The 25,261-nt window shown below is 73.1% G+C and carries 20 protein-coding genes; 6 read left to right on the forward strand and 14 right to left on the reverse strand.

Translation table 11 applies throughout. The features are described 5' to 3' along the window. Positions 1 to 385: 385 nt before the first annotated feature. Positions 386 to 871 (forward strand): hypothetical protein, encoded by a 486-nt coding sequence (locus THESUDRAFT_RS13940; RefSeq protein ID WP_006904416.1) that lies wholly within the window; start codon positions 386 to 388, stop codon positions 869 to 871. 67 nt (positions 872 to 938) lie between these two features. On the opposite strand, the gene mutM is transcribed toward THESUDRAFT_RS13940, so the two are convergent. The 5 genes from mutM to THESUDRAFT_RS12430 form a co-directional block, all read right to left on the reverse strand. Further along, a complete protein-coding gene (mutM, locus tag THESUDRAFT_RS08740) occupies positions 939 to 2,006 on the reverse strand; it encodes a bifunctional DNA-formamidopyrimidine glycosylase/DNA-(apurinic or apyrimidinic site) lyase (RefSeq protein WP_006904417.1) in 1,068 nt (355 codons plus the stop codon). Continuing rightward, on the reverse strand, positions 1,999 to 5,217 hold the full coding sequence (polA, locus tag THESUDRAFT_RS08745; protein ID WP_006904418.1) for a DNA polymerase I: 3,219 nt from the start codon (positions 5,215 to 5,217) through the stop codon (positions 1,999 to 2,001). Before polA ends, mutM begins: the two co-directional genes overlap by 8 nt. Positions 5,218 to 5,777: 560 nt before the next feature. Beyond that, positions 5,778 to 7,676 (reverse strand): S8 family serine peptidase, encoded by a 1,899-nt coding sequence (locus THESUDRAFT_RS08750; RefSeq protein WP_006904419.1) that lies wholly within the window; start codon positions 7,674 to 7,676, stop codon positions 5,778 to 5,780. Between the two features lie 262 nt (positions 7,677 to 7,938). Then, entirely contained in the window at positions 7,939 to 9,450 is a 1,512-nt protein-coding gene (locus tag THESUDRAFT_RS08755) for a DUF4349 domain-containing protein (RefSeq protein WP_006904420.1), read from the reverse strand. Further along, on the reverse strand, positions 9,447 to 10,454 hold the full coding sequence (locus THESUDRAFT_RS12430) for an RNA polymerase sigma factor (RefSeq protein WP_006904421.1): 1,008 nt from the start codon (positions 10,452 to 10,454) through the stop codon (positions 9,447 to 9,449). The genes THESUDRAFT_RS08755 and THESUDRAFT_RS12430 overlap by 4 nt, the downstream gene beginning before the upstream one ends. Before the next feature lie 109 nt (positions 10,455 to 10,563). On the opposite strand from THESUDRAFT_RS12430, the gene THESUDRAFT_RS08765 reads away from it, so the two are divergent. Next, complete coding sequence (locus THESUDRAFT_RS08765; protein WP_006904422.1) at positions 10,564 to 11,637, forward strand: glycosyltransferase family 4 protein; 1,074 nt, start codon at positions 10,564 to 10,566, stop codon at positions 11,635 to 11,637. A 180-nt stretch (positions 11,638 to 11,817) separates the two neighbouring features. On the opposite strand, the gene THESUDRAFT_RS08770 is transcribed toward THESUDRAFT_RS08765, so the two are convergent. Both THESUDRAFT_RS08770 and THESUDRAFT_RS08775 read right to left on the reverse strand, forming a co-directional pair. Beyond that, on the reverse strand, positions 11,818 to 12,396 hold the full coding sequence (locus THESUDRAFT_RS08770; RefSeq protein ID WP_051009269.1) for a M23 family metallopeptidase: 579 nt from the start codon (positions 12,394 to 12,396) through the stop codon (positions 11,818 to 11,820). Positions 12,397 to 12,778: 382 nt separating this feature from the next. Continuing rightward, positions 12,779 to 13,414: a hypothetical protein gene (locus THESUDRAFT_RS08775; protein ID WP_006904424.1), complete on the reverse strand. Its 636-nt coding sequence runs from the start codon at positions 13,412 to 13,414 to the stop codon at positions 12,779 to 12,781. 425 nt (positions 13,415 to 13,839) lie between these two features. Between THESUDRAFT_RS08775 and THESUDRAFT_RS08780 the strand changes: the two genes are divergently transcribed. Both THESUDRAFT_RS08780 and THESUDRAFT_RS13745 read left to right on the forward strand, forming a co-directional pair. Then, positions 13,840 to 15,603: a hypothetical protein gene (locus THESUDRAFT_RS08780; RefSeq protein ID WP_006904425.1), complete on the forward strand. Its 1,764-nt coding sequence runs from the start codon at positions 13,840 to 13,842 to the stop codon at positions 15,601 to 15,603. Between the two features lie 375 nt (positions 15,604 to 15,978). Then, positions 15,979 to 16,614, forward strand: coding sequence for a CAP domain-containing protein (locus tag THESUDRAFT_RS13745; RefSeq protein WP_169328716.1), 636 nt, complete (start codon positions 15,979 to 15,981; stop codon positions 16,612 to 16,614). A gap of 176 nt (positions 16,615 to 16,790) precedes the next feature. On the opposite strand, the gene THESUDRAFT_RS08790 is transcribed toward THESUDRAFT_RS13745, so the two are convergent. The 6 genes from THESUDRAFT_RS08790 to coxB form a co-directional block, all read right to left on the reverse strand. Continuing rightward, the gene (locus tag THESUDRAFT_RS08790; RefSeq protein WP_006904427.1) at positions 16,791 to 17,000 is read right to left on the reverse strand and encodes a hypothetical protein; all 210 of its coding nucleotides are present in this window, start codon (positions 16,998 to 17,000) and stop codon (positions 16,791 to 16,793) included. A gap of 93 nt (positions 17,001 to 17,093) precedes the next feature. Next, a complete protein-coding gene (locus THESUDRAFT_RS08795; RefSeq protein WP_006904428.1) occupies positions 17,094 to 17,402 on the reverse strand; it encodes a cytochrome C oxidase subunit IV family protein in 309 nt (102 codons plus the stop codon). 29 nt (positions 17,403 to 17,431) lie between these two features. After that, positions 17,432 to 18,076, reverse strand: coding sequence for a cytochrome c oxidase subunit 3 (locus THESUDRAFT_RS08800; RefSeq protein WP_006904429.1), 645 nt, complete (start codon positions 18,074 to 18,076; stop codon positions 17,432 to 17,434). Positions 18,077 to 18,092: 16 nt separating this feature from the next. After that, on the reverse strand, positions 18,093 to 18,737 hold the full coding sequence (locus THESUDRAFT_RS08805; protein WP_242823299.1) for a cytochrome c oxidase subunit 3: 645 nt from the start codon (positions 18,735 to 18,737) through the stop codon (positions 18,093 to 18,095). Between the two features lie 228 nt (positions 18,738 to 18,965). Continuing rightward, on the reverse strand, positions 18,966 to 20,744 hold the full coding sequence (locus THESUDRAFT_RS08810; protein ID WP_006904431.1) for a cytochrome c oxidase subunit I: 1,779 nt from the start codon (positions 20,742 to 20,744) through the stop codon (positions 18,966 to 18,968). Between the two features lie 47 nt (positions 20,745 to 20,791). Beyond that, positions 20,792 to 21,604: a cytochrome c oxidase subunit II gene (gene coxB, locus THESUDRAFT_RS08815; protein WP_242823300.1), complete on the reverse strand. Its 813-nt coding sequence runs from the start codon at positions 21,602 to 21,604 to the stop codon at positions 20,792 to 20,794. A gap of 555 nt (positions 21,605 to 22,159) precedes the next feature. On the opposite strand from coxB, the gene THESUDRAFT_RS08820 reads away from it, so the two are divergent. After that, a complete protein-coding gene (locus THESUDRAFT_RS08820; RefSeq protein ID WP_006904433.1) occupies positions 22,160 to 23,101 on the forward strand; it encodes a heme o synthase in 942 nt (313 codons plus the stop codon). Positions 23,102 to 23,237: 136 nt separating this feature from the next. On the opposite strand, the gene THESUDRAFT_RS08830 is transcribed toward THESUDRAFT_RS08820, so the two are convergent. Then, positions 23,238 to 24,371, reverse strand: a complete 1,134-nt coding sequence (locus THESUDRAFT_RS08830; protein ID WP_006904434.1) for a COX15/CtaA family protein — start codon at positions 24,369 to 24,371, stop codon at positions 23,238 to 23,240. Positions 24,372 to 24,754: 383 nt separating this feature from the next. On the opposite strand from THESUDRAFT_RS08830, the gene THESUDRAFT_RS08835 reads away from it, so the two are divergent. Beyond that, positions 24,755 to 25,234, forward strand: coding sequence for a hypothetical protein (locus THESUDRAFT_RS08835; RefSeq protein WP_006904435.1), 480 nt, complete (start codon positions 24,755 to 24,757; stop codon positions 25,232 to 25,234). Positions 25,235 to 25,261: the final 27 nt, after the last annotated feature.

Here is a 25,261-nt window from a genome sequence, read left to right on the forward strand (position 1 = left end):
AGGCCGTTGGCTGCGCGGCCGGTGGCGAAGGCCTTCCGCTCCCCCGCCGGTCTGCGCGCCCCTGCGGGCGCCCCTTGTCCCGCCCCATTGCCTTCCACGATTGGACCGGCCTCCAGTCGGCCACGCTAGTATAGTCCAACCCCGGCCACCGGCCGCAGCGGGAACTGCCCGGGACCGGGCCGCCGCAGGGTCACGCCGGCCGCCGTCCCCGGTGGGGACGGCCCACCCCGGGCCGGCGGGTTGCCAGGCGGCGGTCCGTACGGACCCTGACCCGGGCCGGTTCCCGGCACAGATTCGACCTGCGCCATGGAGTGCCGCCCCCTGCGGTGCCGGCGATGGGGGCGGGAACCCGAGACGGGGTGGACCGGCAAAGGAGCGGGAAGCGATGACAGGACCAGATGGCAGGCCGCGCCCCGGTGAAGGTCGCGGTGCTCCGGCAAACCAGGGAGGGAGCCAGGGCGGGGCCCTGCACCCGGGCGACCCGGAGGGCGCGGCCAGCGGGCCGGCCCGGGTGAGGCCGGACGGCCGCCGCGGCCGCCCGGTTCAACCGGAAGCGGGGGCCCCTGAGCGCGACGACCTGACCGCTGCCGGCGCACCGGCCTCCTTCACCGACGACGACCGCTGGATCGACGAGCTGGAGGACCTGGCGGACAGCCAAGCCCGTGCCATGGGCATCCGGCCCCAGGTGGAATTCGAGGTGCCGGGCTTGCGGGTGACCGCGGACATCGGCGGGGAGGAACCCGGCCGCACCGCGTACGGCGCGCCGGAAGCGACCCGGCCGGCACCCGGCGAGGGCGGGCCCGCCACGCCGCCCGGTGCCGCCCGCCGCCCCGGCACCCGCCACGGCGGTGCGCCAGGACCCCGGAGATAGATCCCGGGGCCCGTCCCGCGGTTCCGATGGAGCAGGCGGCAGGGAGCCGGTTGCCAAGCCGGCGGGCTCAGCTTGCCGAGCCGCGCGGGACCGGGCACCACCCGGGTCCGCTCGGCTGGCAGCGAGGGCAGTAGTGGCTGGTGCGGCCGGCCAGGCGCAAGGCTGCCACGGGGGTGCCGCAGCGGGGGCAGGGGAGGCCCTCCCGGTCGTAGACCGCCAGCCGGCGGCCAAACCGGCCTTCCCGCCCCAGCCCGTCGCGGTAATCGGAGAAGGTGGTGCCACCGGCCGCCACGGCCTCCCGCAGCACGCTGCGGATGGCCCGGGCCAGGCGCGCCACCTCCTGGCCCGTCAGGGATCCTGCCGGCCGGGCCGGGTGGATGCGGGCGCGGAAGAGGGCCTCGTCGGCGTAGATGTTGCCGAGCCCCGCCACCACCCGCTGATCCAGGAGCACGGCCTTGATGGGCGCCCGGCGCCCGGCCAGGCGCCGGCCCAGTTCGGCGGCGCCGAAGCGGCGGCTGAGGGGTTCAGGCCCAAGGGTGTAGAGGCCTTGCAGGCCGGTTCCTCCGTGGGGTCCCTCCGGGACCGTGCCCCCCGCCCGGCGCTTTGCCGGCCGGCCGCGGGCGCGGGCCAGGGGGTTGTCCGGCAGCAGGTACAGCCGGCCGAAGCGGCGCACGTCGGAGAAACGCAGTTCCTCCCACGACCGACCCGGACCGGGCTCAAGCTCGAACACCACGTGGGTGTGAGGCGGCCGCGGCTCGCCCCGCCGCGCCAGGGTAAGCCGGCCGGTCATGCGCAGGTGGATCGCCAGCCACAGCCGCCCGCCACCCGGCCCGGCCGGACGAACCCGCCTCCCGGCCGGTTCGTCCGGGAGCACGGGCGCGGTGTTGAGCCCGGACCCGGCCGCAGGATCCCCCGCCGCCCGGTGCAGCTCAATGAGCAGGTACTTGCCCCGGCGGGCAAAGCGGCCCAAACGGGTTCCCTCCAGAACGGCCCGAAAGGCCTCCGGCCCGATGGCCTCCCCCCCGGCACCGCACACCACCTCGGGCCGCAGGACGTGGACCCGGGTGATCCGGGCGCCGGCCAGATGGCGTTCCAGGTCGCGCCGGATGGTCTCCACCTCGGGCAGTTCAGGCACCGGCGTCCACGGCCTCCATCTCGTACCAGTTGGCACCGGATTTGACCTCGACCACCAAGGGGACGTCGAGGCGGAAGGCGCCTTCCATCTCCCGGCGCAGCAGGGCGGCCACGGCCGCCACCTCCGCGTCGGGGGCTTCCACCAGCAGCTCGTCGTGGACCTGCAGCACGATGCGGGCCCGCAGCCCCTCTTCCGCCAGGGCCCGGTGGACGCGGATCATGGCCAGCTTCATGATGTCGGCGGCGGTGCCCTGGATGGGCGTGTTGATCGCCACCCGCTCGGCGTTCTGCCGGATGTGGAAGACCCGGTGCCGGATCTCGGGCACCGGCCGCCGCCGCCCGAGCAGCGTGGTCACCTCGCCCTGCTGGCGCGCCCGCCGCACCGTCTCCTCCATGTACCGCTTCACGCCGGGATACCGCTCGAAATAGCGTTCCATGAAGCGGCGGGCGTCGGCGCGGTCGATGCGCAGGGCGCGGGCCAGCCCGAAGTCCGTCTGGCCGTAGGCCAGGCCGAAGTTCACCGCCTTGGCCACCCGCCGCTGCTCGGGGGTCACCTGCTCCAGGGGCACCCCGAAGATCTCGCTGGCCGTCCGGGCGTGGACGTCCTGCCCCTGGGCGAAGGCCTCCACCAGGCCGGGGTCGCCGCTGTAGTGGGCCAGGACCCGCAGCTCGATCTGGGAGTAGTCGGCGGCCACCAGCCGGTGTCCCGGCGGCGCCACGAAGGCGCGGCGCAGGGAGCGGCCGGGTTCGTCCCGGATGGGGATGTTCTGCAGGTTGGGCTGGGTGCTGGAGAGCCGGCCCGTGGCCGCCACCGTCTGCTGGAAGGTGGTGTGGATGCGGCCGTCGGGGCCGATGTGCTCGGCCAGCCCGTCCACGTAGGTGCCCTGCAGCTTGACCAGCGACCGGTATTCCAGCACCAGCTCGGCGATGGGGTGGCGGGCCGCCAGGGTCTCCAGGACCTCGGCGTCGGTGGAATAGCCCGTCTTCGTCTTCTTCACCACGGGCAGGCCCAGCCGTTCGAACAGGATCTGGCCCAGCTGCTGGGTCGAGTTGATGTTGAAGGTCTGCCCCGCCAGCTCGTAGATCTGCTCGGCCAGTTCCTGGCTGCGCCGGGTGAAGAGCCGGCCCAGCTCCTCCAGCTGGCGCCGGTCGACGGCGATGCCCGCCTCTTCCATGGCGGCCAGCACCGGCACCAGGGGCAGCTCGATCTCCCGGTAGACCCGCTCCAGCCCCCGAGCCGCCAGCTCGGCTTCCACGGCAGGGCGGAGCCGGGCGCACAGGGCCGCATCCCGACCCAGCAGGGAGGAGGTGCATACGGCGGGGTCGCCGGGGCGGTCGGCGGGTCCCTCCTCCAGGTCCCAGCCGAAGAACTGGCGGGCGGTGTCCACCAGGTGGTAACGGTTGCGTACCGGGTCCAGCAGGTAGGCGGCCAGCTTGAGATCCGTCACCGGTGCCGGAAGAACGGGCCGGACGTGCCGGACGTGCCGGCCCGCCCGGGCGGGCGGTCCTTCACCCTCCGGGCTCTGGGCGGTCTGGGCGGCAGGATCCGGGTCCTCCCCTGCCGCGCCCGCCCGGCGGAGCAGCCACCGGTACAGGGGCTTGAGGTCGAAGCCGGCCAGCGGCCGGCCGGACAGCGCCTCCCGGACGCGACCGGCCGCGTCCCCGGCGGCGTCCTCCGGCTCTCCCGCCAGCCAGGCGCCCACCCTGCCCGCTGCGGCCAGGCCGAGCCCCGCCAGCACGGCACCGGCACCCCCCTGGGGACCTTCCGCCTCCCCCAGCCAGGCGGCGACCACCGCCACGTCACCGCCGGCCGCGGTCGCATCGGTTTCGCCCGGGTCCGGAGAACCCTGGGCAGTACCGGCGGCAAGGCGGCCCAGGGCCTCATCGAGCCAGGCGGCCACGTCCCCGGCAGACAGCGGCTCGACCTGAACAGGCAGACCCGCTCCTTCTTCCCTGGATCCTTCTTGCCTGCCCCCCTCTCTCCGGGCTCCTGCTGCCCCGACCTCGTCCTCCCCGGCTCCCACGCCCTCCTGGGCCACGGTGGCCGTCCCCGGCGCACCGGCAGCGCCACCTGCACCTTCACCGGGCGGTTCCGCGGCCTCCTGTCCCGCCTGGGGCGTGCGCTGGGCCAGGCCCAGGCGGTCGAGCAGGCTGCGGAACTCCAAGCGCAAGAGCAGGGGCCGCAAGAGCCCGGCATCGGCAGGCCGGCGGCACCAGCGCTGGGGGTCGAAGTCCACGGGCGCGTCGGTGCGGATCCGGGCCAGATCCCGGCTCAGGCGGGCCTGATCGGCGTACTCTTGCAGCGCCTGGGGCAGCTTCTTGCCCCCGGCCGCCTCGGGGTTGGCCAGCACGGACTCCAGATCGCCCAGCTGCTGGATCAGCTTGAGGGCGGTCTTCTCGCCGATGCCCGGCACGCCGGGGATGTTGTCCGACGGGTCGCCCATCAGCGCCTTGACGTCCAGGTACTGGGCCGGGTCGATCCCCATCTCCTCCCGGATCCGGGCGGCGTCATAGCGATGCACGTCGCTGATGCCTCGCCGGGTGAGGAGCACCTCGATGCCGTCGCCCACCAGCTGTAGCACATCCCGGTCGCCGGTCACCAGCAGCACCCTGCCCACACCCGCCTCTCGGGCGCGGCGGGCCAGGGTGCCCAGGAGGTCGTCGGCCTCGTAGCCGTCGTGTTCCACCATGGGGATCCCCAGGGCGGCCAGGATCTCCTTGACCACCGGGAACTGGCTGCGCAGGTCGTCGGGGGTTTCGGGCCGGTGGCCCTTGTACGCGGCATATCGCTCGACCCGGAAGGCGGGCAGCCCCCGGTCGAAGGCCACCACCGCGTACCGCGGCCGCTCCTCCTCAAGGAGGCGGAGCAGCATGGTGAGAAAGCCGTAGACGGCGTTGGTGGGCAGGCCGTCGGCCGTGGTCAGGGGAGGCAGGGCGAAGAAGGCCCGGTACATCAGGCTGTGCCCGTCGATCAGGACCAGCTTATCTTCGAGTTGCGCCGGGTCAGGCGCCAGCAGGTCCTCGGGGCGGGATGGGGCACCGGTGCCCCGGCCCTGGGAGCGCCCCGTCCCTCCCCGGCGCCCCCCGCCGGTGCTGCCCTCCTGCCCCGCCGGCGGGGTCTTCGCCCCCCCGGCCGCCCGCCGGGGCCGGGTTCCTCCTGCCCGGGTCGCGCCCGGCGACCCGGCTACCTGTGGCTGGCGATCGGCGTCCATCGGCGTGCTGCCCCCTCCCCGCGACAACCGCGCCCGGCGGCTGCCGTGCCTCCGTGCCCGTCGTGTCCCCATGGGGTGACGGGGTTCGTCCCGTCCATTGTAGCACCGGCCACCGCCGCTCCGGCCGCGTTGCGGGGCCTGGGGGCGTCGCCGGTCTCGGACGGCCGTGCCGGCCTTTCCTGATCGTTCTACCGGCGGACCGGCGGACCGGCGGGCCGGCGGACCGGGACGCCCAGGATGCCCCTCAAAACCGCCGGGCCCTCCGGCCGCCTGGCCGGAGGGCCCGGGGCACCCTCGATTGGCGGGCCGGCCATGGACCGGCCTCAGGAGCTGGGCCGAGCCTGCCGGCGGCCCCTTCCCCGCGGTGACCGGTCATCCTGCGGGCCGCCATGAACTCCCCGGCGAGCCGCAGCCCCGCCGCCCCTACCCCGCGGAGGTCCGAGACCCGTCACCCCATCCTGCACCGATCCAACGGAGACCGGTCACCGGGACCCTGCCACCCGCCGTCCTACCGGAACCGGCACGGCCGGCGGGACCCGCCACCGGACCGGCAACGGGTGCTAACGGTAGCTGGTGTCCAGGTGGTAGCTCCCCGCGCCCGCGTAGCTGTAGACCTCCACCCGGTAGGTCCCCGTCGTCGAGGGCTGGTAGAGGATCTGCTCCTGCCGCGCCGTTCCCTCGGAGCGCGCCACCAGGCGTCCGGCCGGATCGTACAGGTAGAGGTCGAAGTCCGGGCTGCAGCTCCAGAGGCCGCAACTGGGGTTCGAGGCCATGTTCATGGTCAGGCCCAGGGGGCGGGTGGCGTCGGTGACGGTCACGCTGTAGAGGTCACCGTCGCCGCTGCCCGAAAGGGACCCCGCCCAGTAGGCGTGCTGCAGGCCGTCGCTGAAGCTGCCGCTGTACCCGCCGGCGGCCTTGACCGCGTTGTAGGCGATGCTGATGCCGGCGCCCCAGTCGATGTCCTTGCCGCCCGGGCCGAAATCCTTCACGTTGCCCGAGGCGGTGAGCAGGTTCTTCACCTGGGAGGGCGTGAGCCCGTAGTTGGCGTCCAGCATCAGGGCCGCCGTGCCGGCGATGAAGGGCGTCGCCATGGACGTCCCGCTGTAGGTCACGTACCCGGTGGTCGAACCGGCCTTGGCCGCGGTGATGTTGCGGCCCGGGGCGGTGACGTCGGGCTTGACGCGCCCGTCGGCCGTGGGCCCCCGGCTGGAGAACTCGGCCAGGACCCAGCCCCGCTCGCCGGGATCGTACACGGCCCCCACGGTGACGGCGCCGGCCGCCGCACCCGGGGTCCCGATGGTGCAGCGGTTGGGCCCCTCGTTGCCCGCCGCCACCATCATCACGATCCCCGCCGCCACGGCGTTGTTCACCGCCGTGGACAGCGAGTCGGTGCCGTCGGAGCAGCCGGCGGCTCCCAGGGACATGTTGCCGATGCGGATGCCGTAGGTGTCCTTGTTCCGGACCATCCAGTCGATGCCGCTGAGGATCTGGGAGGTGGTGCCGCTGCCCTGCTGGTTCAGGACCTTGATGCCCACCAGCGCCGCTCCCGGCGCCACGCCGGTGTAGGCGGCGTTCCCCTCGCCGGTACCGGCGGCGATGCTGGCCACGTGGGTGCCGTGGCCGTTGTCGTCGTAGGGGGTAGTGCGGCCCCGCACGGCGTCGTACCAGCCGATCACCTTCCCGCCGTCCAGGTCGACGTGGGTCGCGTCGATGCCCGTGTCGATGACGGCGATCACCACGTCGGTACGGGAGTAGGCGGTGGGCCGCCCGTCCCGGTCGCCCGTGACGCCGAAGTCGCTCCAGGCCTGGCGAACCCCGGTCCAGGTGGTGGCGGTGCCGAGATGGGCGCGGACAGGCCGGTCCGGCTCGATGACGGCCACCTCGGGCTGTTGGGCCAGGGCGCGGATCTGTCCGGGGGTCAGGCGCGCCGCGAATCCCTCCAGGGCGTGCTGCCAGGAGGGACCGGCCGCGAAGCTCCCCACCGCCGCCTGCCACCGGCCGACCAGCCGGTGCACGCCGCCTTCCCGCCCCAGGGTCCCGGGCCGCAGCCGGACGATCACCGCCTGGCGGTCGCCAGGTGACGCCTGGGCCAGCCAGTCCTCGAGATCCTGGCTCACCCGGTCCCCGTCGGTGTCCGTCAGGACGGGTAGAATGCCGGCGGGCCACCCCGCCCTGGCGGGCTCCTTTCCGCTTGCCGCCGCGCCGTCGCCGTCCCCACCGGCTGCCGCCCCGGGTCCGGATGGCGCCGAGGGAGCACCGGCCGCTGCGACCGTCACCGCCGAAAACAGCGGGCTGCCGGCCCCCCGGCCCGGCCCCGGCGACGCCGCCACGGCAGCCAGGGCCTGGCCGAGGGAGAGCAGGATCAGGCTCCCGGCGGCTGCCCAGGCCGCCAGCCGGTGCCGCCAGGACCGGCACCGCAGACCAACCCCTGTGGGTACGGAAGGACGCCGTGAACCCATGCAGCATCCCCTCCTTGCAGGATCTGGGGATGCCAATTACGAGGTCGGCCCCCGGTCTCCTTGATGCCGCGGGCCCAAATTCGTAGGTTTGGGGTCCCGCCGCCGGCGGGAGACGGTCCCAAAAGGTGCCCTGTGAAGGTGCTTCGAGCCGGCTGAAGGCAGGTTCGCCCCGGTTCCGGGCGCGGGGGCCGCTTCCGGCCCGGCGCAGCTCCTTAGGGGCTCCGGCCGCCCAAGGGCCCCGCCCGCCCAAGGACACCACCCGTCAGCGTCCCCGCCACCGCCGCCAGCTGCGCCAGGCCAGCAAGGCGGCGCCGGCCAGGACGGCGTACGGCAGCACCACCGCCACCCCCACCAGCGCCAGGGTGGCCAGGGAGGCGAGAGACCGCAGCGAGGCCTGCCAGGCTAGGCGGACGCGGGTGAACAGGTCGCCGGCGGGAGGAGCAGGCTGCGGTGCCAGGGCCTCGATGGCCAGCTCGATCCGGGCCAGGCGCATGGCCTGTCCCCAGTAGCGGACCTGGCCCTCCAGCCGCTCGATCTCCCCGCGCACCCGCCAGAGCTCCTGTTCCACCTTGAGCAGCTCCTCCACGCTGCCCGAACGCCCGGCCAGCTGCCGCAGCCGTTCCTCCTGCGCCCGCAAGTTGGCCAAGCGGGCCTGGGTATCCACCCACTGCTGGGAGATGTCTTCGGCGCTCAGGGCCCTCAGGTCGACCCGGCCGTCACCGGCCAGGCCCGCCAGCCGGTCCATGGCCTCCTCCAGCCGCTGGTCGGGCACGCGGAGCACCAGGTAGGCAAAGCGGGCCGGTCCCCCGCCCTCAAGCTGCGCCTGCTCGGTGAAGCCTCCCAGGCGCCGGGCCACGGCCTGCGCCTCCCGGAAGGCGGGCTCCACGTCCGGCACGGCCAGCTCCAGGCGGCCGGAGCGGATCAGCCACGGGCCCTGCTGGTCCTGGCCGGGACCCGCAGCCAGGAGGCGGGCTTCGGCGGCGTCACCGCCCCGGGGTCCGGGAGCCGGCACGCCGGCGGGGTCCGCGGGCCCGGCTCCTTCAGCCGCTCCCGGCCCGTCCCCGAATCCCTCCGCTCCGGCCTCTGCGGCCTCCCCCGCGCCCGCCCGGTTCGCCGTCACGGCCCCGCCGTCCCGGAGCTCGTCGCCATCGGTCGCCACCGCAGGGCCGCCGGCGGGGGTGCCCGCCGTTTCCAAGGCGGGCAGGCCCTGCCGGCCCGGAGGGGTGCTTTGCGAGCCGGCCGGGCCGTCACCGGTGCCGCCGAACCGGCCGGCCAGGAGGACCAGGGCCACCATCGCCGCGGCCGCCAGCACCGCCGGCAGGGGCCCGCGCCCCGGCCCGCGCCCCGGAACCCGGCGGCGCCCCGGGCCGTGGCGGCCCCCGTGGCGGTCCCCTTGCTCCGGGCCGGGCCTTGCCGCCGGTTCGGCCCTTTCCCCGGGTGCGGGCCCCACCACCGGCCGTCCCGCTTCCGGCCGGTCTGCTGGTGCGGACGCGGCCGCGGGGGAGGGGACGCCGGCCGGGATCCCGGTCCGGGCCAGGATGGCCTCCAGCAGGCCGGGCGGCGGTTCCACCGGCTCCAGGGACGCCAGGGCCATGCGAGCCTGGGCTTCGGCTTCCGCCAGGGCCCGGCACCGGGGGCAACGGGCCAGGTGGCGCTCGACGGCCTGCCGCCGCTGCGGCGGCAGCTGGGCGCGGGCGTCACCGTCAAGCCAGCGGACCGGGTGGAGTCCCAGGCCCGGGAAACCGGCCAGGAAGTCGATCCAGGACCATCTCATGGCGTCTCGCCTCCGGTTCCCGGCGCCCAGCCGGCGCGGATCAGGGCGTCCCGCAGCAGCAGGCGGCCACGGTGAATCCGGGACCGCACCGTTCCCGGGCGCAAACCCAGGACGGCGCCGATCTCCTCATAGGACAGGTCGTGCAGGTCACGGAGGACGACCGCCACCCGGAACGGCTCGGGCAAGCCGGCCAGGGCGGCGGCAACGGCCTGGCGGATCTCCCCCGCCAGCACCGCCGCTTCCGGACTGGAGCCCGGAGCGAAGGGATCCGGGAACCGGGCAGGGTGCCGCGCCGCACCTGCCGCGCGGTCCCCGCTCCCGCCCCGGAGGGCGCTGCTACCGGTCCGGATGCCCCCGCCGCCAGGGTCCGGCGTGGCCCCGGCCACCGCGGCCCCGGCTACCGCGGCACCGGCGCCGGCGCCGGTGCCGCCGGCTTCAGCAGGTGCGGCGGTTGCCCCCCGGCCGGCGGGCGGCCGGGCGGGTTCGCCGGCTGGGCCGGGTTCGTCCCCTACCCCGCCTGCGGAGGGCCCGGCACCGGACCCTCCGGCGGGATCCGGACCGGACCCCAGGGCTGCGCCCCTCCTGCGGGTGGAACCCGGGTGAAGGTCGCCGTGAAGGTCGCCCCACGGCCAGGGTCGCCGGCGGCGCCGGCGCAGCTCGTCCTGGCAGGTATTGACGGCGATCCGGTAAAGCCACGTGCGGAACCGGGCCTGGCCACGGAAGTGGGCCAGCCGGGTGAACACTCGAAGAAAGACCTCCTGGGTGGCGTCGGCCGCGTCCGCCGGCTGCCCCACCAGCCTGAGACAGAGGTTGTAGACCAGCCCGTGGTGCCGCCGGACCAGTTCCGCAAAGGCATTGTGGTCCCCCTGGCAGGCCCGCTGGACCAGGTCCTCGTCGGAGGCCTGGTCGCCGGCCGGAACCGGGGGGTTGACGGCCTCACCGCCGGGCGGGGTCCCTGCGGCCGCGGGCCCGGCAGCCAGCCGCCCGCCCTCGCCGAGGTGCATCGCCGTCCTCCTCTCTGCACCGCCTTGGACGCCAGGATCCCGGCGCCGGTTCCCGGGGACGGCCACCATCGCCGGCGCATAGGTTCCAGGCAACGGGAGGGATGGCACCTTGCACGTCCTGATGCTCACGGCGGCCTTCTTCCCTTCCGGACAGACGGCCCACGTCCTGGACCTGGCCCGGGGGCTGGTGCGGCGGGGGCACCGGGTGGACCTGTGGGTCACCCACTCCCGCGGCGGTCGCCAGGCCCACGCCAGCACGGTGGCCGCCCTGGAAGGGGCGGGGGTGGCGGTGCGTTTCCTCCCCGCCCCCGTAGTGGGCGAGCGGGCCGGCCTGCCGGGCGAGCGCTACGACGTGGTGCATGCCCAGTCGTCCTGGTCCTTCGAACTGGGCCGCCGCCTGGCCGAGGTGCTCGGCGTTCCCCTGGTGCTGACCTGCCACGGTCTCGGGCTCGACCAGCCGGCCTACCGGCGCGCCCTGGCAGCGGCCAGCCGGCTCATCTGCGTGGGCCCCCGCGTGGCCCGCGACCTGGGAGCCTACCGGTCGAAGATCGCCGTGGTGGGCAACGGCGTGGATCTGGAACGGTTTCGCCCCGGTATTCGCGAGCCGCACTGGACCCTCCTGTACGCCGGTCGGGTGGATCGCTGGAAGCGGCCCGCCCTGGCTGCGTTCCGGCAAGCGGTGCAGGGACTTCCCCGGGACGCCCAGGTGTGGGCGGCCAGCACCCGCCGCCTGGGAGGGGGGCGAATCCAGAATCTGGGCTGGGTTTCCGAACTGGAGCGGGTGATGGGACGGGTGCACGTGGTCGCCGGCACGGGCCGGGTCATCCGCGAGGGGCTGGCCTCAGGAGCGGCCTGCCTGGTCCTGGGGCGGGAGTACCACGGCCCGGTGACCCCGGACCTGGTGGAACGAATGGACTTCCCCGACTTCAGCGGCACCGGCCGCGGCCTGGGGCCGCCGGATCCGGCGGCCATCCTCCAGGACCTTCTGCGGCTCTACCGGGACCGGAGGTGGCTGGCGGAGCTGATGGCCTTCGGCCGGCGCTACGCGGAGGCCCGCCTTAGCCTCGACGCGATGGTCGAGGCGACGGTGGAGGTCTACAGGGCGGCGGGCGCGGGGGCGCCGGGAGCGGGGCCAGGCCCGGGTCCTTCCGGGGCTGGACCGGAGGCTCCGGGCGGCGAGTGAGGCGGGCCGCCAGGCAACGGGGCATGGCCGGCCGCCGGCGCGGGATGAAGCACCGGAGCAGGCACAGCAGGAGCGAAGGAGGGCAACGATGGAAACCGGCGGGGGAAATCGCGAAAGGGGCCGGGTCACCCCGCCCGGCCCCTTTTCCTTCTGGCCGGCTTTTGGCCGGCCGGTTCGGGATCAGCCGTCCCCTTCCGCGGCCTCCAGGGCCTCCCAGTACCGGAGATAAGGGTACGGGTTCACCGGCCCCGGGTGCCCGCCCTGCCGGCGCAACTCGAAGTGGAGGTGGGGCCAGAACTTGCCCCGGGTCCCCGGTGGGCCGTAGCCCGTGTTGCCCACGTACCCCAGGACCTGTCCCGCCCGCACCCGCTGCCCCACCCGGACCTCGGGAGAGTAGCGGTTCAGGTGCGAGTAGTAGGCGGCGTAGCCCGTCCCGGCCAGTTCCACCACGATGAACCAGCCCCCGTAGGGGCTCCAGCCGCGGGCCAGGACCCGGCCCGGCCCCACCGATCGGACGGGCGTCCCCCTGGCCGCCAGCAGGTCGTTGCCCTGGTGCCGCCGGGGTCGCGGGCCCGAAGGGGTCCAGTGCCGCGGATCACCAAAGGTGTCCCGGTCGAACCGGTACCTGCCCCGGGGCAGCGGAAAACAAAAGCCGGGGCGCAGCAACCGGGGGTCGAGATCAGGGTAGCGCGGCCGCACCGTGGCCTCCCAGCGGCGCAGGGCCTGACCGGCGGCTGGGGACAGGGGAATCCGGCCCACCCGGTCTCGCTCGCCCTGCCCGGCCGGAGCGGGAACCCTGGACGTGCCGCTTGCCCCGCCCGGGGTTGAACGGGGCCTCTCGCCGCGGCCCCCCTGGGTGAGGGGGCGGGCCGGACCGGGGGCCGCGCCGCTCGCCGGGTCATGGGGCCCGGCGCCGGGGCCAGGGCCTGTGGCGGCTCCTCCGGCACCCGGGCCCCCGGTGCCACTCGCTCCGGCTCCGGCCCCGGCGGGGCCGGAGCCGGAGCACGGACCGGCGGACCGTGCCATGCGGCCACCCTCCTTTCGCCTTGCCACCCGCTCGCCTCCCCTGGCAGCCGGCGCAGAAGCTGCAGGGGCCGCACCGCCTGGCGGTGCGGCCCCTTGCGCCGGTGCCGCCGGTTCGTCAGGTCGTGGGCGGCACGCACTGCGGGGGGAACAGGTTCTCCGGCGGGCAGACCAGGGGCGGCTTGGGAAGGGTGACGCAGGGCGCCGGCACGCAGAAGCCGTAGGCCGGCACCAGCAGCTTGACCAGCGCCTTGGACTGGATCAGCAGGCACAGGTCGACCTCGCAGCAGACCTGGCCGTTGATGATCACGCACGGGCCGCAGCGCGAGCCGGCCGACTCGCACTGGATCACCGTCCCCTCCGGCGCGCAGAGCAACACCGTCTTGAGGAATCCAAAGGAATCCTCGAACTGGGCGACCACGCTGTCATTGCGCCGGATGGTGAACTGCATGGTCACGGTGACCAGCAGGGTCACGTCGGCAAAGCCGGGATTGTTGGGATCCTCCTCCCGCGAGACCTCCTGGCAGGTGACCTGCACGATCTCACAGGTCACCAGGTCGGAGAGCAGGATCCCCTGGAACGCGGCGGGGATGGGGAAGCACACGTTCTCCCGCCGGTCCGTCTGGAAACAGAAGTCGTACACCTTGACCGTCTCGATGCAGACGATCTCGGTGGGATCGGGGCACCCGTACACCGGGTCGCATGGCCCGGGCACCACCTGATCGACCTGCTGCACCCGCACTCCGTCGCTCACGACGATCCCTCCTGCCCCGTGGGCCGGTGTGTTCAGCCGGTCCCGGCAGTCCCCTTGGACCACCGGGCACCCGGCGTGTTGCGTGCGGCGGGGGCTCGCGCCCCTGCTTGCCCCCCGGCGCCCACCCATGGGTCAACCCGGCGGACCCACAAGGCCCGGCCGGTCGTCCCGCCTCGCCTGCTACCGCTATATGAGCCGCCCTCCAGGGTGGCCACGGCCTGGTCCCAAGATTGGGTTCGTGTCCCCGGGGCGAGGCCGGTTGCACCACTCCCCTTGGGCGGTCGCCGCACCCCGCCAGGGCTTGGGCGGGCTGGGGCGGGGTCGCGCGGCCCGCTCCGCTGGGCCGCCATCCCGTGGCGCAGGGTGGCATAGCCCGGCCGGGATCGCCGTAGAAGCTTGCAGAACCTGGGGGGAGGGTGCGGCCCATGGACGTCAAGCGCCCCTGGGGCTGTGGTCCAGGGCAGGATCCCGCTGGCGAAGGCAACGGGCCGTCCCTTCCGTTGGACGAGCGGGTGGCTCCCGCCGCCCCAAAGCCTGAGCCGCAGATGGCCGGACCACCGGTCGCGGGTCGCCCCGAAGCCGAGCCCCCTGTGCGGACCGGCCAGGTCCCAGGAGGCCCGGACCCGGGCGCCGGCCTGGTCTTCCTCGGTCTTGGGCCGAAGGGGGAACCGTGGAGCTGGCAGCCCCTGCCCGGACAGCCGCTTCTGGTGGCGGGTGCCGGTGCCGCCGGAACCCCCTGGCTGGGACGAGCCAGTCCCGTGGCGGGCCGGGCGGCGGGCGGGCCGCTGGTCTGGGCCGGATGGGGCCCTGCTGCCCGGGAGACCCGGTTCCCGCATCCAGCAGCGGGGGGAACGGGCACCGCCCCGGCCGTGCCCTGGGTGGTTCTCACCCGGTGGGCACGGGGATCCGATCCGGGTGACGTGGATGTGTGGATCGATCCTGGGGGCGGCCCGGCCGGCGGGGCCCGGGTAAGGCCCCTCTGGGGCGAGCGGGTGTTGATGGCCGTTCCCTGCAGCGACCCGCGGGGACGGGCCGTGTTCGTCCCCTGGTTCCGGGCGGGACCGGCCCAGGGTATGGCCGGGATCGCGGGGGAGTGGCGTGTTCTCTGGTTTCGGCAGCGGTGGCGCGACGAGCCGGTGGTGCCCCATCCCACCGGGCCGGGGGATCCGGGTCCGGCCTCGCGCCATTCTCTCCCGGGCACGGGAAGCAGGAGGGCTGGCTTCACGGCCGCCGGTGCAGGGCCGGTGGGCCCCGTGGAGGTCCGGGACCTTCTTCCGGGACCGGCCATCCCCGCCGCCCGTGCCTCCGCCGGAGCCGCCCATGCCCCCGCCGGAGCCGAGAGCGGCCCGGTCCCCCGGCCGGCTTCGGCCGGCTGGTGCCGGGGCACGTCGCCCGTGGTGCTCCTGGTACTGCCGCGGGGAACGTGGCCGGCGCCCGCAGGGGCGACCGCCGTCCCTTCCGGGGAACGGCTCGCCGCCGAGGAACCCGCCCCGCGACCCGGCACGGCGGCGGCTCGGAAGGGCGGGCAACCTGAAGGCGCGCCTCCGGCCCGCCCTGGCGGTCCCGGGCTCTGGCTGGGGATCTGGCGGCGTCAAGGGGACGGTTACTGGCTCGCCGAATGGGTCGATCTCGACCTTTCCTCGCTTTGCCCCACCACCGGCCGGCCGGCCTCGCCCGGTGCAGGACCCGCCACCAGGCTCCCCGCCCGTCGCCCCCCTGCCGCCTGGGCCATGGTGCGGTTGCTTGTGGCTCCCGCCGGGGGCGCCGCCCTGGTTCTGGCCGGTCCCGGTGGAACCGGGTCTGGCGGGGTGCGGCTCCTCGCCCAGATCACCCCGGAGGGGGAGCTGCGCCGGAAAGCCTGCAGCCGGCAGCCGGACGAACCGGCCCCCGCTAAGGCGGAGGCCGACCAGGCTCCGGAACCGCCGCCGCCGGTCCAGGCCGGAACCACCGTGGACATCGGCTGGCTGGCGGACCTGGGGGTGACTGCACCCCTCGGGGAGACCTCCCAGGGGACACCGCCCGCCGAGGTGGAGGCGCCCCGGATGCAGCCGCTCCCGCCCGCAGGACCTTCCGGGGAACCTGCGCCGGAACCCGTCCAGGGCGATCTGAGGCCTCCAGGGACAGTGCCGGCGGTGGGGCACGTCGCCAGGCCGGGCAGAAGCCCGTTCCCCCATGGCTCCCGCCCCTAGCCGAATTCTTCCATGGGCTTCGAAAGATGCCTGGCCGTACGGACAGCCCTCCCCGGCGGCGTCCTTTCTCTCCTCGGCCGGTACGATGCCAACTCAAGCGTTTGCCCCTCAGGCTGCAGGTCTGAACAATGGATGCTGGGTTCCACTCAAAAGGGGAGGGATTTTATGGGAATGGCCTCTCTTTGGCGGCGCGCCGCCGCAACGGCGGCGGCCCTGCTCCTGATGGCCGTTACCGCAAGCCCCGCCCAGGCATCGTGGTATCTGGTCCGGTCTCGGTCCGCACCTGCCGGGGTCCGGACCGCCAGCCCACCGGCTCCCGCCCCGGTCCAGCAGCCCCAGCAAACCGCGCCCCTCCCTGGCACGGGTAACCAGGCCGTGGACACGGCCCGCCCGGTCGCTGCCGGCTCCCCGTCCTGGTACTACGCCTGGAAACTGGCCATCCTCCGCCAGCGTTCGGCCGACGGGACGGCAGGTCCCGCCACCCAGCCGGCACCGGCAGGCGGCAGCACCCCGGCGGCCCCGGTGGCGCCGACGCCCCGCGGCAGTGGGCCGGGTTCCGCGCCGTCCACCCCTGCCCCGGCGGCGCCGTCTCCGTCCAGTCCCGCCGTACGGCCGGCCCTGACGGCCGCGGAGAAACACCTGGTGGACCTGGTGAACGACGCGCGCCGTGACCGCGGGCTCCCGGCCCTGGCCGTCGACCCGGATCTGGTGCGGCTGGCCCGGCTGAAGGCCGAGGACCTCCGCGCCCGCGGCTACTTCGACCACGTATCCCCAACCTACGGCTCGCCCTATGAGATGGAACGGCGCGCGGGCATCTCGGCCCGGGTCATGGGCGCGGAGAACCTGGCCATGTCGCGGGACGTGGACCGGGCCCATCTGCAGCTCATGGCGAGCGAAGGGCACCGGGCCAACCTGCTCAACCCCAGCCACGACGCCATCGGCGTGGCGGTGGTGCCCATTCCGTACGGTGTCCTGGTGGTTCAGCTGTTCCTGGGCGACCGCTACCGGTAGGTAGGTCCCCGGGCCAGGTAGGTGCCGGGGCGGCCACCTGTGAGATGGCCGGTGCCAAACGGGCGGGCGGTGCCCTGGGGCACCGCCCGCCTGCACTCCGGTCCGTCTCCCCGATCCATCCATGCCCTGCCCGGCCCTGCCTGCGCCCATCCCGACCTGCCCGCGCCGTCACGGGGCTACGGCCTGCCGATCTGCCGGTCCCGCCCCGACGGCTCCGGCGGCCTGCCGGGATCGTCCGGCGGGCGCTGGCCACCTTTCAGCAGCCGGTAGGCGCCGATTCCCAGCAGCACGATGAGCCCGTACGTCACGCCCAGCATGATCAGCAGGAACGCCTTGGGCAGCTGTGCGCCGCTTGTCCAGTGGCTGGCCAGTTCCAGGGGCGTCATATCGCCTTCCCCCTCCGGGAGCACAGGGCCGCGACGGGTGTCGCGGCCCTGCTCCTTCCGCAGCCGTGCCTCCGGAGAACCCTTCCCGCCCGCTCAGTAGTCCAGCGCCACGCCGTACCACATGATCAGCGCGAAGATCATCGGCGTGATGATGACGTAGATCATGTTGAGCTTCTCGAAACGCAGGTGCATGAAGTTGGCGACGATCAGCACCGCCTTCAGCACCGTCATCAGCAGCAGGATGCCCACCAGCAGGGCCCGGGGCAGGTGGAACAGGACCACACCCACCTCCAGCACGGTGATCACCAGCAGCCACAGCCACGTGGTGAAGTACAGCCGGTTGCCGTGATCGTGCTCGTGGCCGTGGCCATGCTCCAGCGCATGCTCCGTGGAACCACTCACCGGGCGCCCCTCCTTCCTCGCCAGCAAACCTAGATCAGATAGAACAGGGTGAAGATGAACACCCACACCAGGTCGACGAAGTGCCAGTACAGCCCGGCCACCTCGACGCCCAGGCCCGAGTAGCGCCCGCGCATGGCGTTGAGCGTGACCACCGCCAGGTAGATCAGGCCCGTCAGCACGTGGAAGCCGTGAAAGCCCGTGATCACGAAGAAACTGGCGCTGAACTGCGGCACACCCCAGGGATTGGTAAACAACCGCGCACCTTCACGAATTAGGCTGGTCCACTCAAACGCCTGCGATCCCAGGAAGAACAGGCCACCCAGGATGGTCAGCAGCAGGAACCGCACCGCCGCCTTCTGGTCGCCCCGGCGTGCCGCGCCAACGGCCGCCGCCATGGTGGAGCTGCTGCTGATCAGGATGAAGGTCATCAACGTGACCAGCCACAGTCCCTCGAAGATGTGGGTCCGGTCGGGCCAGGTGCCCGCCTTCAGCCGGGCCACCCCGTAGGCCGTCAGCAGCGTGGCGAAAACCAGCACGTCCGACGCCAGGAAGACCCACATGCCCAGCTTGGAATGGGCAGCACCGAAGGGCGAGCGCCCGCCGCCCCACTCCGAGCGCAGCACCGCCTCCTGGTCGGCCGCCAGCGGATGCTGCGTCGCCTCAATCGTGCTCATGCCGACACCCCCGTCGTTACCAGAGAAGCAAGGCGAAAAGATAGATCCACAGCACGTCGACGAAGTGCCAGTACGTGGCGATGTTGGCCAGCGACGCCGCCCGCTGCGCCGTCGTGCCAGGCCGCCCCAACCGCCACAGGCCGTAGATCAGCGCGCCCATGCCGCCGGCCACGTGGACCGCATGGGTACCGGTCAGCAGGTAGAAGAACGCCGCATGGGTGCTACCCGCCGCCGCGATGCCCGCAGCCAGCCACTGCAACCACGCCGTCACCTGCCCCGCGACGAAGGCGGCGCCTAGCACCAGGGTGAGGGCCAGCGCCCGCCGGGCGCCCTGGACGGCGCCACGGGCGGCCCGGCGGCGGGCCACCTCCATGATGACGCTGCTGGCCAGCAGGACCGCCGTGTTCCACCACAGCAGGGAGGGCAGGTCCTGGCGCGCCCAGCCGGGCTCCGCGCTGCGCACCACGTACGTGCTGGTGAAACCCATGAACATCAGGGTGACCGCCGCCACGACGATCCAGGTGGCCATGGTCGCGGCCCGGGCGCGGGCCGCCTCCTCGTCGCCGCCGCCGGGCGCGCGGCCGTTGCCACCGCCGCCACCCGGGCCTCCGGGCGGGATCCGGACCGGCTCACCGGCCCGGCCCCCCGGGATCACCGGCACCGGCGGCCGCCCCGCCGGGCGGCCTGGGCGGGTGCGCGGGCGGGTTCGGGACGGCTTCCGTGTCGTTGTCGCCATCGGGTTCACCCCCTGACCTCGGCGGCAGGCCGCCGGCACCGGTACCTCCCGATTCGCCATGGCGCGTGGATGCCCTTGCACCTGGCCGTCCAGCCGGTCCCGCGGGCCCTGCCGGCACCTACCGGCATTTGGCCCGCGAATCGGGCGATGCGCTCACCGCGACCCGGCCCGGTCCCCACCGGCAGCGGCCAGCGCGGGTTCGGGCACCCACTGCGGGATATGGTCCACGCCCTCCGGGGCATCCTTCGGGCTGTACTCGTACGGCCAGCGGTAGACCACCGGTTCCGCCTCATCCCAGTTGCCGTGGGGCGGCGGCGACGGCGCCCACCACTCCAGCGTGTTGGCCTGCCACGGGTTCCGCTCGGCCTTCGGACCCCGGAACATGCTGTAGAACAGGTTGTACGCGAAGATCAACTGCGCGGCGCCCAGCACGAAGGCCGAGATGGAGATCACATGGTTCAGGGTCGCCACGTCGCCCAGGAATTGATAGGCGTCCCAGTTGTAGATCCTCCGCGGCATCCCGGCCGTCCCCAGGAAGTGCATGGGGAAGAAGGTGCCGTAGATCCCCAGGAACGTCAGCCAGAAGTGGATCTTCCCCAGGCGCTCGTTCATCATCCGGCCGAACATCTTGGGGAACCAGTGGTAGATCCCCGCGAAGACGCCGAACAGCGCCGCGGCTCCCATGATGAAGTGGAAGTGGCCGACGACAAAGTACGTGTCATGGAAGTACAAGTCGACGGACGGGTTGCCCAGGATGATGCCCGTCAGGCCGCCGGTGATGAACAGCGACACGAAGCCGATGGCGTACAGCGACGCCGCCGTGAACCGCATCTTCGACCGGTAGATGGTCGCCAGCCAGTTGAACGTCTTGATGGCCGACGGGATCGCGATGGCCAGGGTCGTCGCCATGAAGGTGCTGCCCAGCGTCGGGCTCATGCCGCTGGAGAACATGTGGTGCCCCCAGACGAGGAAGCTCAAGCCCGCGATGGTCAGGATCGACCCGACCATGTACTTGTAGCCGAAGACCGGCTTGCGGCCGTGGGCCGCCAGGACCTCGGACACGATGCCCATGGCCGGCAGGATGACGATGTACACCTCAGGATGCCCGAAGAACCAGAAGAGGTGCTGCCACAGGATCGGGTCGCCGCCGCCCGCCGGATCGAAGAAGTGGGTCCCGCCGACCCGGTCGAAGATCAGCATCAACGACGCCGCCATCAGGGCCGGGAAGGCGAACAGGCCGACCAGCGCCGTGACGAACAGCGCCCACACCGTCAGGGGCAGCCGGCTGAAGGACATGCCCTTGGTGCGCATGTTGAGGGTGGTCGTGATGTAGTTGATGCCACCCGCCAGGAACGCCAGCATCAGGATGAATACCGAGATCAGCCAGAGGGTCTGGCCGGCCGTCTCGCGGTCGCTGAGGGGCACGTAGGCCGTCCAACCGGTACCCGGCGCGCCGCCCTGGACGAAGAAGGACGCCAGGGCGAAGGCGATGGACACCGGGAACGCCCAGAAGGACAGCATGTTGAGAACCGGGAAGGCCATGTCCCGGGCACCGATCTGCAGCGGGATCAGGAAGTTGGCGAACCCACCGCTCAGGGCCGTGGTCAGGAAGAAGAACACCATGATGGTGCCGTGCATGGTGACGGCCCCGTAGTAGAAGTCCGGGTTCATCTGCCCGCCCTTGAAGGCGTTGGGCATGATGGCCTCCAGCAACGGCCACTCCTTCCCCGGCCAGCCCAGCTGCACGCGCATCAGCATGGCCAGGAAGCCACCCACCGCCGCCATGACCAGCGACGTCAGAAGGTACTGGATGGCGATGATCTTGTGGTCCGTGCTGAAGATGTAACGGCGCCAGAAGCTCTGCGGCTCGTGGTGGTGGGCTGCACCCGTCGCGTGCCCTGCCACCGCGGCCTGGGTTCCGCCGTGCGCCATGACCGCTCCTCCTCTCTCCGAGCCGGCGACGGTCTACAGGCTACCGATCACTGAGCCGTGCCGCCGTGCTGGCCCGCATGCTGCTGAAGCCAGGCCTGCCAGTCCGTTTCCGGCAGGACCTCGATCTCGCCGCGCATCGCGAAGTGACCGACACCGCACAGTTCCGCGCAGGCGATTTCGTAGCGACCCGGCTCCGTGGGCTGCACGTAGACCTCCGTCACCCGACCGGGGACGGCGTCCATCTTCACGCGCAGATTGGGCACGAAGAAGCTGTGGATCACGTCCCGCGAGCTCAGCTTGACCGTTACGTGATAATCCGCCGGCATCACGATGGGCCCCTTGGAGCCGTCGATCACGATGTCATCCTTGCCAGCAGGGTCGTTGGGGTCGATGCCGAAGGGGTTCTTCTGGAAGTCGACGAACTGCGGGTCGGTCTTGCCGAACTGGCCGTCGGGACCCGGATACCGCGCCGTCCAGAAGAACTGCTGCCCCCAGACCTCCACCACCGTCGACTTCTCCGCCGCCGCAGCCGCCGGCGTATGCAGCGTCAGCCAGATCTGGTAGCCCATCACGATGAAGACCGTCAGGATGACGGCGGTGGCCACGGTCCAGCCGGACTCCAGGCGCCTGTTCTCATGCCAGTACAGCGCCCGCGGATTGCGCGCCGCCTTCCATACGAACCAGGCCAGCAAACCCTGGGTCAGCACGAAGACAATGCCGATGCTGACCATGATGATGTTGAACAAGCGATCGATGGGCGCCGCGGCCGCCGACACCAGGGGCGGCAGCCACCAGCGCTTCGTCGCGTATACGGTGCTCGCCACACCCGCCACCAGGACGAGCCCGATGAGCAGGGTCATGACAGCACCGGCGCGCCGGTTGTCGCGCTCGGTCGCCTGCTGCATGTCGCCCTCTGCCTCCAATCCCCGCTGCGGCCCGGCGGGCATTCAACCGTTCCCTCCGGACCGCAAGGCCAGAATCCGACGATCCGTCCCTGTTGCACCGGCGATGCAATAAGGTCGAAGCCCGCTTGGATTGTATGGGATCCCCCCCACCGCCGCAAGGCGACAAATGACAAGACCGGCAGGCCGGCCCCTGGTGCCGCGATCCACCCAGTGCCCAGTCTTGCCAGCGATCCGCAAACCGGTAGAATAGTGGCGTAATCGTTCCTGCGCGCTCCTCTTTCCTGCAGCTCACTATCAAAAGTCCCCGAACGGGCGCTGTCCTGGCCATCGGGCTGGAAACCGATGCGCCTCGGGCTGAAGCCGGAGCAGGCACCCCTTGGGTCGCATGAACCTCCGGGTTTACGGTATTTTCTAATCGTTGCGAGTCGTTGCGAGGGCGCGGCTGGCGGAATCCGGCGGCTTCGCGATGCCTTGACCGGCGGGTTCGCCATGCCGGATGGAGGAACGAACATGAGCATGCCCAACAGCGCGGTGCTGGCGCGCGCCATCACCACCAGCCGGAGCAACGCGCTCCGCGACTACCTGACGCTGATGAAGCCGGGCGTCATGCTGCTCGTGCTGGTCACCACGGCGGCCTCCATGTGGGTCGCCCTGGGAGAGGCACCCCATCCCTGGACCCTCTTCCTGACCCTGGTGGGGACCCTGCTGGCCGGTGGCTCCGCCGCAACCCTGAATCACGTGCTGGACCGGGACATGGATGCCGCCATGCCCCGCACCAGCCGGCGCCCCATCGCCGCGGGGCGGATCCGTCCCGGTCAGGCGACGGTCTTCGCCGTGGTCCTGGGTGTCGTGAGCTTCGCGCTGCTGTACACGCAGGTCAACCCGCTGGCCGCTTACCTGGCCGTGGGCGGCATCGCCTTCTACGTGCTGATCTATACCGCGTGGCTCAAGCGCCGGACGCCGCAGAACATCGTGATCGGCGGCGCGGCCGGCGCCGTGGGCCCGCTGATCGGCTGGGCCGCCGCCACCGGGCGGCTGGAGGTCGCGGCGCTGGTCCTGTTCCTGATCGTGTTCTTCTGGACCCCGCCCCACTTCTGGGCGCTGGCCGTGGCTCTGCGGGACGAGTACGCCAGAGCCCGTGTCCCCATGTTGCCCGTGGTGGCCGGCGTGGAGGCCACGCTGCGCCAGGTGTACTTCTACACCTGGGTGACCGTGGCGGTTACCCTGGCCATGCTCCCTCTGGGCCAGCTGGGCTGGACCTACGCCGTGGTGGCCGTGGTCCTGGGCGCCCGCTACCTGCGGCTCACCCGCGGGCTGCTGCGGCAGACCACCGAGGGGCGTGCCCGGGCCCTTTACGGCTACAGCATCGTGTACCTCTTCGGCGTCTTCGGGGCCATGGTGCTGGACGTGACGCTGCACCAGGTGGTCAACGCCCTGCTCGGCCGAATGTGAGGGATCCGAGCGGCAAGGGGACGAGCGGGGCAAGGGACGAGAGACCCATGCAGGACCAACGGCGCAGGGGCCGGCCCCCTGCGCCGTTGGTCTTTACGCCGGCCCTCTCCGGCCCGCGCCGGTGCTGCGACCCGGGTCACGCCGGCCCCGTGGGCGCCCCCGCCGGCCGGCTGCGGGCCGCCGGCGCGGCCGCCGCCGAGCCCGGCGAGCCGGCAAGGGCCGCCGGCTCCTCCGCACCGGCCGTTACCGCCGGACCCGGCAGTGAAGATGGCGGGCGCCCGGCCGCCGTCGCGACACCACCGTGCAGGGACCACGCCGGCCCCGCCGCCTCCAGTGCCAGGTGGCACAGCACGGTGAAGAGCAGGGCCATGATGCTGCTGTGCAGCATGGTGGCCGCCAGTTCCAGCCGGCTCAGGACCACGTAGGCGCCGCTGGCCGCCTGCAGGACGGCCAGGCCGGCCGCCAGCCAGGTGCCCCGGACCAGAGAGGGAAGCTCGCGACGGTGGCGGCGGGCCATCCCAACCAGGATGCCCAGCCCCACCAGCAGCGCGCCGGCTGCCAGCCGGTGGACCATCTGGACCAGCGCGGCCCCCTCCCACGCCGTCCCGCAGGCCGGCCAGGCCGGGCAGGCCAGGCTGGATTGGGTGTGGCGGACGTAAGCCCCCGTGTACACCACCAGGTACGTGTAGCCCAGCACGAGCCACAGCCCCCGGCGCAGCACGGTCGGCACGCCGTGCCCGCCGCCCGGGCCCGCCTGGCCGGCCCGTCCCGCGGGGGCGGCGGCTCCTCGCCACACCCGCAGGCTGAGCAGCGCCACCGATGCGAAGGAGACCAGGGAGATACCGAAATGCAGGGCCAGGACGGCGTCGGACTGCCCCCACAGGACCACGCCGGCACCGAGCCCGGCCTGCAGGAAAAGGAAGGCGACCGCCACCGCCGCCAGCCAGCGGGCGTCGCGGCGGCCGCCCAGGCGCCGCGGGGCCAGCACGGCCAGCGCCACCACGGCCAGGGCGGCAATGCCGGAGATGACCCGGTGACTGAACTCGATGACGGCCTGGAGGGTCCACTCCGGCGACCCGCAGAGCGGCCAGGAGCGGCCACAGCCCTCCCCCGAGCCGGTGGCCGTGACCAGAGCACCGGCGACCACCACCAGGAACATGGTCACCGTCGCCACCACCGCCAGCCAGCGCAGGCCGCCGCCGGGCCGCAAGGCGCCGCTGCCGGCCGGCGGCCTGCCCCCGTGCCCCGGAACTGCCGCGCCATCGGGCATACCCGCATCCCTCCCCTTGAAATCCGGCCGGCTCGTGGAATGCTCGTGCCCAAATGCTGGCCGAATCCAGCCTGAGACCTCCAGACAAGCCCGCAGAGCTCGCCTGGGAACGCTGGCCCTGGCCCGGGCGGGCGGCAGCCTCCCCGGCACCGGGTCCCGCCGCGGGCGCCGTACCCCGGCACCGCCGGGCCGGACCAGGACCACCGTAGCCCATGGACCCGCCGGGTGCAATGCGGCGCGGGCTCGATCCTGCATCGCCTGGCCGGTCTCGCATGGCCGGTCCGGCCCGTGGTCACCCTAACCATGATGCCTGCCGCCGGGCCGGCAGCCCTGGGGCCGCGGTCCGGCGCGCCCTCGCCAGAAGACGAAGGAGTGAGATGGCCGTGGCACCGGTGCGAAAGGTGGCCACCGCCCGCGTCGTGACCGCCGGACTGGTCGCCGGGCTGGTGCAGATCGCGACGGTCTACGTGCTGCAGCCCATCCTGGGCACCCAGCGCGGCGCCTTCAGCCGCTTTGTCGCCGACGGCCTGGGCATGGGCGACGGCCGGATCACGGCCCAGGCCGCCATGTCCATCGGCGGCCTGGCGGCCCTGCTGGTGGCCGCCGTCCTCTGGGCCTTCGTGTACCGCGCCGTGGCGCCCGCCGGCAATGCGGTGACCGGTATGGCCTTTGGGCTCGCCGTCTGGGTCGCAGGGGCCCTGGTCATCCTGCCCCTGCTGTCCGCCGCCGGTGCAGCTCCGTCGCCCGGCTTCCTGGGCACGGGCTTTTCCGGGGCCCGCAGCGCCCTGGTGGCCGCCCTGGCCCACCTGGTCTACGGCGGTGTCCTGGGCGGCGTGCTGAACGGCGCCCGCCAGGAGGCCTGAAACCTGCCCCCCGGGACCTGGGCAAAG

Source organism: Thermaerobacter subterraneus DSM 13965, from assembly GCF_000183545.2.
Lineage (GTDB): Bacteria > Bacillota > Sulfobacillia > Thermaerobacterales > Thermaerobacteraceae > Thermaerobacter > Thermaerobacter subterraneus.